Here is a 7,662-nt window from a genome sequence, read left to right as displayed (position 1 = left end):
TCCGCGGTCTCGCCGGCACCCCGATCGACGATGCCATCCATGCCGGCATCCTCGAAGGCGTGGCCGCGCATCCCGAGTTCAAGATCGTCGGCTCGGTCACCGGCGACTGGGACCAGACCACGGCGCAGAAGGCGGTGGCGACCATCCTGCCGTCGCTGCCTGACGTGGTCGGCATCGTCGACCAGGGCGGCGACGGCTACGGCGCGGCGCAAGCCTTCGCAGCCGCCGGCAAGCCGCGCCCGACCATCATCATGGGCAACCGCCAGGACGAGCTGAAGTGGTGGAAGGAGCAGAAGGACAAGGACGGCTACCAGACCTGGTCGGCCTCGATCGCGCCCGGCGTCTCGTCGCTAGCCTTCTGGGTGGCGCAGCAGGTGCTGGACGGCCGCACGGACATTCCGCACGACCTTCTGGTGCCGTATCTCGCCTTCACCCAGGACGATTTCGAAGCGGCCCTGCCGAAGATCAAGGAGGGTGGCGTCGCTACGCACGAATACACACAGGAAGACGCCATCGCGGCCATCAAAGCCAACATCAAGTGATGGCTGAACTGTTGCCGCCGGCATCGCCAACCGGATATCGTTGAGCATGCCCGAGGCAAACACCGACATAGTCAGGCCGGATGGCGCCAAAAAGCATTTCGGCGCCGCCAATTTTGACATCATCAGACTGGACGGTGCCGAAAAGCATTTCGGCGCCGTCCGGGCGCTCAGCGGCGTCGACTTCCAAGTCGGCGCCGGCGAATGTGTCGGTCTCGTCGGTCACAACGGCGCCGGCAAGTCGACGCTGATGCACATGGTGGCGGGCACGCTTGTCCCCGACAGCGGCGCGATCACGGTGCGCGGCAGCGCCGAGCAGGCCTATTCGGTGCCGCGCGCGCAGCAACTCGGCATACGCTGCGTATTCCAGGAACTATCGCTCTGCCCGAACCTCAGCATCGCCGAGAACACGCGCATCAACCATCCTTCGCTCACCGGTTTCGGCTGGCGACGCAAGGCCGCCGGCCTCATCACCGCCAAGCTGGACGAGATCTTTCCGGACCACGGCATCTCCGCTTCCGACATCGCCGGCGACCTTTCAATCGGCCGGCGGCAGATGGTGGAAGTGGCCCGCGCCTTCACGCTGACCGAGGATCCGCTGGCACTGGTCATCCTCGACGAGCCGACCTCCTCGCTCGACGCGCATACAGCGGGCCAGCTGCTTGCGTTCGTGCGCCGCTTCGTCGCTTCCGGCGGCAGCTGCATCCTGATCTCGCATGTGCTGGGCGAGGTGCTGCAGAACGCCGACCGCATCGTGGTCATGCGCGACGGCAAGGTCGTCGCCGCCGACGCCGCAAGCGCCTTCGACCGCGATCGGCTGGTCGCCACCATGGGCGGCGCCGAAGGGCATCAGAGAACTGCCGCGGAGACAAGGAAGGCGGAGGCCGGCCCGCTGCGGGTCAAGGCACGTCCGGCGCGGCAGCAGGACGGCAAGGAGCTCGTCGCGCGCGCGGGCGAGATCATCGGGCTCGCCGGCCTCGCCGGCCACGGGCAAACCGACCTTTTGCTGGCGATTTTCGGCGCTGCCCAGCGCGCCAGGACCGGCATAGAGGTGACCGCGCCGGTGGCGCTGGTCGCCGGTGACCGCCAGTCGGACGGCATTTTTGCGCAATGGTCGATCGCGCAGAATATCGGCATCCGCTCACTGACGCGGCTGCGCAGCGGCTTCCTGATCTCGCCGCGGCGCGAGGCCGAGCTTGCCGAATTCTGGAAGAACAAGATCGGCATCCGCACGCCCGACATGAGCAACAACATCTACTCGCTGTCCGGCGGCAACCAGCAGAAGGCGTTGTTTGCCCGCGCGCTGGGCTCGGATGCCGGGATCGTGCTGATGGACGACCCGATGCGCGGCGTCGATATCGGCACCAAGCTGGAAGTCTACGATCTGGTGCGCGAGGAAGCCCGCAAGGGCCGCACCTTCCTCTGGTACACGACCGAAACCGAAGAGCTCGACAATTGCGACCATGTCTATGTCTTCAAGAACGGCCGGATCGTCGCCAATCTCGGACGCGACGAGCTGACCGAGGAGAAGATCATCCAGTCCTCATTCAGCGATGCGGCCTGAGATGACGGCGGCCTCACTCGAAACCAGGCTGAAGGCGTCGTCGGCGGGGGGCGGCGCGGCGGCGCGGGCGCGCATGCTGCGCAGCCTGTTGCCGGCCTTGTCGCTGGCGCTGGTGCTTTTGGCGATCGCCTGGCTCAACCCGCGCGCCATCTCCTATTTCGGCTTCACCCTGATGCTCAACCTGGCGATCCCGATCGCCCTGGCCACGATCGCGCAGATGTTCGTTATCGCCGGCAATGAGCTCGACCTCTCGATTGGCACCTTCGTCGGCTTTGTCGGCTGCGTCACGGCGACCTGGCTGAAGGATGCGCCGCTGATCGGTGTGGCGGTGCTGCTGAGCTCGATCGGCGTCTATGCGCTGCTCGGCGCGCTGATCCACCTGCGCAACCTGCCCTCGATCGTGGTGACGCTGGGCATGAGCTTCGTCTGGCAGGGCCTCGCCATCCTCGTCCTGCCGAAGCCCGGCGGCAAGGCACCTGACTGGCTGTTATCGCTGATGGCCTTCAAGCCGCCTCTCATTCCGTTCCCGATCATCGCCGCGCTGGTGATCGCGGCGGTGGTGCATGTCGGCCTGATGCGCACATCCTATGGCGTCATCCTGCGCGGCTCCGGTGGCAATGCGGCGGCGCTGCGGCGCGCCGGCTGGTCGCTGCTCAAGACCAGGATCGTGCTGTTCGCGCTGACAGGACTGTTTGGGGTACTCTCCGGCATGGCGCTGATCGGCATCACCACCTCGGCCGACGCCAATATTGGCAACGGCTACACGCTGCTGTCGATCGCCGGCGTCATCCTCGGCGGCGGCGAATTCGTCGGCGGCCGGGTGTCGCCGATCGGCGCCGTCATCGGCGCGCTGACGCTGGCGCTCGCCGCCTCGCCGCTGTTGACCTTCATGCACATCCCGCCCGACTGGCAGGTGGCGGCCAACGGCGCCATCCTGATCATCGTGCTGGCGGCGCGGGTGCTGATCAGCCGCAGGGAGAGGTGAGCGATGGCCTCGCTGCGAATGCTGCTGGCCAAACCGTGGACCTGGTCCTTCATCGGCGCAGCCGTGGTGTGGCTGGCGACCATCGTCTTCACCGGCGGCTATGGTGCCGGCGGCATGATCACGGCGGCACTTTCGCTGGCCGTCTTCACCGTCATCGTCGGCGTCGGCCAGATGTTCGTCATCACGCTCGGACCCGGCAATGTCGACCTGTCGCTGCCGGCCAATATCGGGCTTGCCAGCGCGGTCGCCATGAAAGTGATGGACGGCAATGATTCAATGATCGCGGTCGGGCTGATCGCGGCGCTCGCCACCGGGGCTGCGATCGGCGCGGCCAACTATCTGCTGATCTGGGCGCTCCGCATCCCGCCGATCATCGCAACCCTGTCGGCGAGCTTCATCATACAGTCGATTGACATCAGCTATGGGCGCGGGCTTCAGATCAAGCCGCCGCCGGGTTTCGCCGACTTCACCAACTGGCAATTCCTCGGCATCCCGGTGCTGGCGATGCTGACGGTACTCTTCACCATCGGCGCGGCAACGGCGCTGCAGCGCATGATCTACGGCCGCTCGGTGCTGGCGATCGGCCAGAACATCCGCGCCGCCTGGCTCGCCGGCGTCAATGTCGGCCGCATCCGCTTCCTCACCTACACGCTGTCCGGCGCGCTCGGCGGTATCGACGGGGCGCTGCTCGCCGGCTATTTCCGCGGCGCCAATGTCGACATCGGCAACGAATACCTGCTCGCCTCGATCGCCGTCGTGGTCATAGGTGGCACCTCGGTCGCCGGCGGCAAGGCCAATGTGCCCGGCGTCTGGGGCGCTGGCCTGTTCCTGGTGCTGCTGCTCACCATGCTCAACACGTTCGGCGTCAGCGCCGGCGTGCGGCTGGTGCTGACCGGACTGATCATCGTCGGGGTGATAACGGCGGCAGGTGGGGAGAAGGCGTTGCGGTGATATCCAGGTGAGGCCGGCCTGCAAATGGCGGCTTCCTGCGCTTCCGGTGCTCACGTACTTCACCTGCGTTCCGCTCCGGTTCGCACCCAGTTTGGTCGCTTCGCGGCCGTCCGGCTCCGGCTGACCGAATATCGGCGGAGTTCGTCGGATCGTTTGGTGTTGCCTTCTTCAGCACGCTTTCGCGGCTTGTCCAGACAAGCATTGTGCCAGCGATGCCATCCGGTTCCCATTCGCGGCGCGGCCTAGTAAACCCGTCGTGATCGCAGCCGGTCTCGGGAGGTTCCGCTTGTCCAATTCTGTCAACGTCGCAAACGAGAACGGCGTGGCGGTGGTCATAATCGACAACCCGCCGGTCAACGCGCTCAGCTTCCACGTCCGCGAGCCACTTCACGCGGCGCTGGCCGCGCTGCGCGACGATGCCACCGTCAGGGCCATCGTGATCGTGTGCGCAGGGCGGACTTTCGTCGCCGGAGCCGACATCACCGAATTCAGCAAGCCGGTGCAGCAGCCGGAGCTGCGCGCCATTGTGGCGCTGCTGGAAACCATCGCCAAGCCGATGGTCGCCGCCATCCATGGCACGGCGCTGGGCGGCGGGCTCGAGCTGGCGCTAGGCTGCCATTTCCGCGTCGCCGACGCCGGCGCGAAACTCGGCCTGCCGGAGGTGAAGCTCGGCCTGCTGCCGGGCGGCGGCGGCACGGTACGGCTGCCGCGCCTGGTCGGCGCGGCGAAGGCGCTCGGCATGATCGTTTCGGGAACGCCGATTTCGGCTGGCGAAGCAAAAGCCGCGGGCCTCGTCGATGCTGTCTTCGACGGCGATCTGATCGCCCAGGCGGTCCGGTTCGCCGGCGAGGCGGCCGCCAAAGGCGGGTCGTTCGCGCCGGTGCGCGAACGCAGGGACCGCGTTGCCGAAACGGACCTTGCAGCCTTCGACCGTCAGGCGGCCGAGCTTGCCAGGAAAGCGCGTGGGCTGGAGGCTCCGCTTGCCTGCGCCGAAGCCGTGCGCAATGCGATCACGCTGCCGTTCGATGAGGCGCTGGCGGCGGAGCGCGCGCTGTTCGTGAAGCTCGTTGCCGGCGACCAGTCGCGCGCGCAGCGGCATCTGTTCTTCGCCGAACGGGAAGCGGCCAAGATACAAGGCAAGGACGTCACCCGCCGCAAGATCGCCCGCGTCGGCATCATCGGCGCCGGCACGATGGGCGGCGGCATCGCGATGGCCTTTGCCAATGGCGGCTTTCCGGTGACCTTGCTCGAAACCGGCGAGGAGGCGCTGCAACGGGGCCTCGCAATGATCGAGAAGAACTACGCGGTCTCGGTCGGCCGTGGCTCGCTGACGGAAGAGGCCAGGCAGCAACGGCTTGGCCTGTTCAAAGGCAGCACCGACTATGCCGACCTTGCCGATTGCGACCTGGTAATAGAGGCGGTGTTCGAGGACATGGCGGTCAAGAAGGTGGTGTTCGGCAAACTCGACGCGGTGGCCAGGCCGGGCGCGATCCTTGCCACCAACACCTCCTATCTCGATGTCGACGAGATCGCCGCCTCGACGTCGCGGCCGCAGGATGTGCTCGGCATGCATTTCTTCTCGCCGGCCAATGTCATGAAGCTCTTGGAAATCGTGCGCGCCGATAGGACCGCGCCCGACGCGCTGGCGACGGTTGCGGAGCTAGCGCGGCGCATCGGCAAGGTGCCGGTCGTCGTCGGCGTCTGCCACGGCTTCGTCGGCAATCGCATGCTGTCCGCACGCGGCGCGGAAAACGAGTTCCTGCTGCTCGAAGGGGCGACGCCCGGCCAGGTCGACAAGGCGTTCACCGATTTCGGCTGGCCGATGGGGCCGTTCCAGATGGGCGATCTCGCCGGCCTCGACATCGGCTGGCGCAACCGCAAGGCGCGCGGCCAGACGGCGGTGATTGCCGACACGCTCTGCGAGCAGGGCCGTTTCGGCCAGAAGACCGGCAGGGGCTGGTATCGCTATGAAAGCGGCTCGCGCGAGCCCGTCCCTGATCCCGAGGTCGAGGAATTGATCCGCGCCAAGGCAGCCGAGCCTGGCATCGCCCGGCGCGAAATCGGCGCCGACGAGATCATCGAGCGCACGCTCTATCCGCTGGTCAACGAAGGCGCGAGGATCCTCGAGGAAGGCATTGCGGTGCGGGCGTCGGACATCGATGTCGTCTGGGCGAACGGTTACGGCTTTCCCATCGGCAAGGGTGGGCCGATGTTCTGGGCCGGCCTCGAAGGGGCTGCGAAGATCGTCGAGCGGCTGGAGCATTGGCATAGGCGGACCGGCCGGGCGATCTTCGAGCCGGCGCCGGTGCTGAGAAGGTTCGCGGAGACGGGGTCGTGGCAAGTCCCGTAAACGGCTCAACGTCGCGTTCCTTCGCATCCAAGCACATCAAATTTGACCATGTGGACAAAACTCAGACACCGTTCCATAGTCCAGCGTCTGACATTCCTGAGAACGGCCGGCTCGACACGGCTGTCAACCAGAGGGGCACTTCCATGAAAGACGATCCTAGCAAAATTGAACGCGCCGGCTTGTCTCGGCGCACCGTGCTGGAACTCGGCGCGCTTGGGCTGGCAGCGGCGGTGCTGCCGAATGCCGCCTTAGCCAAGGACAAGAAGCTGAAGGTGGCGGCGATCTTCGCCACGCCGATCGAGGAGCCGTGGGACAACCAGATCCACGTCGCCCTGCAGAAGGCCGAGAAGGAGCTCGGCATCGAATACAAATGGTCGGAAAAGGTGCAGACCGCCGACTTCAGCCGCGTGATGCGCGAATATGCGCAGGGCGGCTACCAGCTGGTGCTGGGAGATGCCTTCGCCGCCGAGCGCGAGTCGCGCCGCACGGCAAAACAGTTCCCGAAGACCGCATGGCTGTTCGGCTCCGGCGCCGGGCCGGCCGAGCCCAATTTCGGCGTCTTCGACAATTGGATCCACGAGCCGGCGTACCTTTCCGGCCTGATTGCTGGCAAGATGTCGAAGTCCGGCACCGTCGGCGCGGTGGCGGCGATGGGCATTCCGGAAGTGAACCGGCTGGTCAACGCCTTCTTCGCCGGCGCCAAGGAGGTCAACCCGAACATCAAGAAGAAGGTCGCCTTCATCGGCTCCTTCTTCGATCCGCCGAAGGCCAAGGAAGCCGCCGTGGCGCAGATCGACGCTGGCGTCGACGTGATCTATGCCGAGCGCTTCGGCGTCATCGAGGCGGCGGTGGAGAAGAAGATCCTCGCCATCTCCAACATGTCCGACCAGTCGAGCCTCGGCCCGGATACGGTGATCACCGGGCCGGTGTGGGACATGTACCCGACGGTCGAGCAGGCGATCAAGCTGGTCAAGGCGGGTGTCTTCACCGCGCAGGACTATGGCGATTTCTCGCGCATGGCCAAGGGCGGTTCGTTCCTTGCGCCGTATCACAAGTTCGACAAGACGCTGCCGGCCGAGGTCAAGGACCTGGTCGAGAAGAAGAAGGCCGAGATCCTCGAAGGCAACTTCCGCGTCGACGTCGACGAGAACACGCCGGTCTCGGATTGAGGCCGGCTTATCCCCCCCCTCGAGGGGAGGGTGGCCCGCAGGGCCGGGAGGGGTCGCCCGCGACGCGCTCCATCTTGCTAAGTCATAGGTCGAGGCGGTTGTGG

Annotated in this window: 6 protein-coding genes; all 6 read left to right on the top strand. The window is 66.1% G+C overall.

All coding sequences use genetic code 11. The annotated features are described in order from the left end of the window. Positions 1 to 542 (top strand): substrate-binding domain-containing protein (locus EN742_RS16775; RefSeq protein ID WP_148670127.1); only part of this gene is annotated, 542 nt, incomplete at its 5' end. A 46-nt stretch (positions 543 to 588) separates the two neighbouring features. Further along, a complete protein-coding gene (locus EN742_RS16770) occupies positions 589 to 2,103 on the top strand; it encodes a sugar ABC transporter ATP-binding protein (RefSeq protein ID WP_127407090.1) in 1,515 nt (504 codons plus the stop codon). Between the two features lies 1 nt (position 2,104). Continuing rightward, a complete protein-coding gene (locus EN742_RS16765; protein WP_189375383.1) occupies positions 2,105 to 3,088 on the top strand; it encodes an ABC transporter permease in 984 nt (327 codons plus the stop codon). 3 nt (positions 3,089 to 3,091) lie between these two features. Further along, on the top strand, positions 3,092 to 4,039 hold the full coding sequence (locus EN742_RS16760; protein WP_127407528.1) for an ABC transporter permease: 948 nt from the start codon (positions 3,092 to 3,094) through the stop codon (positions 4,037 to 4,039). Between the two features lie 286 nt (positions 4,040 to 4,325). After that, positions 4,326 to 6,389 (top strand): 3-hydroxyacyl-CoA dehydrogenase NAD-binding domain-containing protein, encoded by a 2,064-nt coding sequence (locus EN742_RS16755; RefSeq protein ID WP_128333047.1) that lies wholly within the window; start codon positions 4,326 to 4,328, stop codon positions 6,387 to 6,389. Between the two features lie 143 nt (positions 6,390 to 6,532). Next, positions 6,533 to 7,558 carry a BMP family protein gene (locus tag EN742_RS16750; RefSeq protein ID WP_126057541.1) on the top strand — a complete coding sequence of 342 codons (1,026 nt, stop codon included), beginning with the start codon at positions 6,533 to 6,535 and terminating at the stop codon, positions 7,556 to 7,558. Positions 7,559 to 7,662 lie beyond the last annotated feature (104 nt).

The organism is Mesorhizobium sp. M4A.F.Ca.ET.020.02.1.1, assembly GCF_004022645.1.
Classification (GTDB): Bacteria; Pseudomonadota; Alphaproteobacteria; order Rhizobiales; family Rhizobiaceae; genus Mesorhizobium.
Note: the sequence above shows the minus strand (reverse complement) of the source record. Positions and strands in the feature narration are given on the sequence as shown.